Source organism: Actinocrinis puniceicyclus (assembly GCF_018283645.1).
GTDB lineage: Bacteria > Actinomycetota > Actinomycetes > Streptomycetales > Catenulisporaceae > Actinocrinis > Actinocrinis puniceicyclus.
This window is the reverse complement of the sequence record NZ_JAGSXH010000284.1, coordinates 1-1,946: the sequence shown is the minus strand read 5'-3', so window position 1 is coordinate 1,946 and position 1,946 is coordinate 1. Positions and strand designations below refer to the sequence as shown.

2 protein-coding genes and 1 pseudogene are annotated in these 1,946 nt (G+C 66.3%); 1 reads left to right on the top strand and 2 read right to left on the bottom strand.

The features are described 5' to 3' along the window. Nucleotides 1–43: 43 nt before the first annotated feature. Nucleotides 44–232: pseudogene (locus KGA66_RS28785) on the top strand (integrase core domain-containing protein); the annotation flags it as partial. A 439-nt stretch (nt 233–671) separates the two neighbouring features. On the opposite strand, the gene KGA66_RS28780 reads toward KGA66_RS28785, so the two are convergent. Then, complete coding sequence (locus KGA66_RS28780; protein WP_211472724.1) at nt 672–1,442, bottom strand: hypothetical protein; 771 nt, start codon at nt 1,440–1,442, stop codon at nt 672–674. Beyond that, nucleotides 1,442–1,816: a transposase gene (locus tag KGA66_RS28775; protein ID WP_211472722.1), complete on the bottom strand. Its 375-nt coding sequence runs from the start codon at nt 1,814–1,816 to the stop codon at nt 1,442–1,444. The genes KGA66_RS28780 and KGA66_RS28775 overlap by 1 nt, the downstream gene beginning before the upstream one ends. Nucleotides 1,817–1,946 lie beyond the last annotated feature (130 nt).

Sequence of the window (1,946 nt, the reverse complement as noted above, 5' to 3'; positions counted from 1 at the left end):
GGTGTGGGGTCGGGGTGGCGGATGCGGCGGGTGCCGGGGATAACGCTCACACCGCATCGACGCCGAGGAGTTCTACCGCATGCTCGACGGTGTCCTCATCGACGACGCCAACGCCTTCAACGACAAACTGCGCGAATGGGAGGACTACTACAACTACCATCGACCCCACGGCGGCCTCGGCGGCCAAACCCCCTACGAACGCCTCAAGCAGAAGACCACGACCCAGGCGTAAACGATCAACGTCGGTTGCACACCACAGGACATCATCGTCCGTCTCTGTCGAGGCAAGAGCCAGCAGCGCGGTCGCGGCTTCCTCACGTACCTCCTCGTGAACCTCACTGGCACAGCCGAGGAGGGCGCATCCGGTCGCCCGGGAGATCGGGTCGGGCGACGCGAGCAATCCGATGCCCGGACTCAACGCGCTTGGTTCGCCCGCTGCGCAGCCCTGGCGGCGCTTGCTCGGCGATTCGACTCGCGCTCCTCGTCCGTCGGCGCCCGCACACCGACCACACAGTGGTAGCACCGGTAAGTGTTCTCGTCCGAGAGCGCCCACTCGTGGTTACCGCAATCCTTTCTTCTTTTCGGGAAGAGGGACATCAGGAGCCAAGGCAACCGCCGCCGCGCGGCAGTCCGCCATCGATACTTGCCGGCCATCGGCCGCCTTTCCCAGATCACCATTCGAACAGTGCGCCGATCCCGACGAAGAGAGCAACGGCAGTGGCCACGACCGATGCGAAGTACACCACGACCGCCACCACGGCTACGATTGCGATCGCGCCGAGTGCCCATTCTAATCCCGTCCGGATATCGGAGCTGAAGTTATTTGAGCCCCCGGAGGACGTCTTCGGCGTCTTCTTCTCCTTGCTGGCGCGCGATCCCCTAACCTGCCTCGCCTTCAATTCCTTCTTGATCGGGTCTGTAAGGCTATCGGCTCTGTCGCACTTTCGGTGGTGACGGAGCGTCAGAGGGCGATAAGCGAGTTCTGGACCGATTTGCTCTTTGGTGTTGATTAGGGCTGCTGGTCGGTTGGGGGTGGGCTGTCCCTGGGTGCGGGGTTGTTGGAACAATCCTGGTTCGCTCTCCTCGAGGAATCCGAGGCTGACCAGGCGTTTGAGCTTGGCGCGGGTGCCTTCGGTGTGCTTGGGCAGGACCGGCAGGTCCAGCGCGAGGCACAGGTCGCGGGCGCGCAGCGGCCGTTGTTCGTGGTCGAACACGCCCATGATCTGCTGGTAGGCCGGCCCGTCCGGCAGCGCGGGGGCCGGGGGCCGATCAAGGTCGAGGTCGGCGGCCATCGCGCGGACGGTCTTGGCCGTGACCTGCAACTCTTCGCGTTCGGCCTGAACCTCGCGCAGGCGCGCGGCCAGCGCACCGGCCTGTTCGGCCAGATGGTGTTCGCGCTGTTCGATGACCTGCAGGAGTTGCCCGATGGCGGTGCGGGTCATCACGCGTCCCGCCATCGCGCGGGTGTGCCGGCCAGCCGGCGCAGTATCCGCCCGGCCGAGGCCCAGTAGATCCTTGACTCCGAGCAGGACGGGGCGTGATCGTACTCGCGCGCGAGCCGCCGCTCGAGCATGTTCAGGCCGTTGGTCTGCTCGACGCGCCAGCGGATCGGCTCGGGGACGAACCCGCTGTTGCCGGGGTTGCGCGCGACGATCCGCACCTCGATGCCGCGCGTCGCGCCGTGCTCGACCACGCTGGTCTTGAACCCCTGGTCCACCAGCACCGCGCGCACCGTGCCGGTGGCGGCCACCTTCTCCAGCAGCGCGGTGCCGACGTGGTTGTCGTGCACCGACGCCGCGACGACCACCGCCGCCACGATTGTTGAGCGTCAGTCTGTGTGAGGTTCCCGCGGGTCGGTGCCGACGTCCGGGCTGGTGATGGTCTGTGTGGGGGTCCTGGGTTTGCTTTCCGGCGGTCCGCGGCGTGACGGTGAGGATGTCCGTTTC

Coding starts and splice junctions, on each gene's coding strand:
- KGA66_RS28780 (WP_211472724.1), bottom strand. CDS start 1,442: ATGACCCGCACCGCCATCGGGCAACTCCTGCAGGTCATCGAACAGCGC.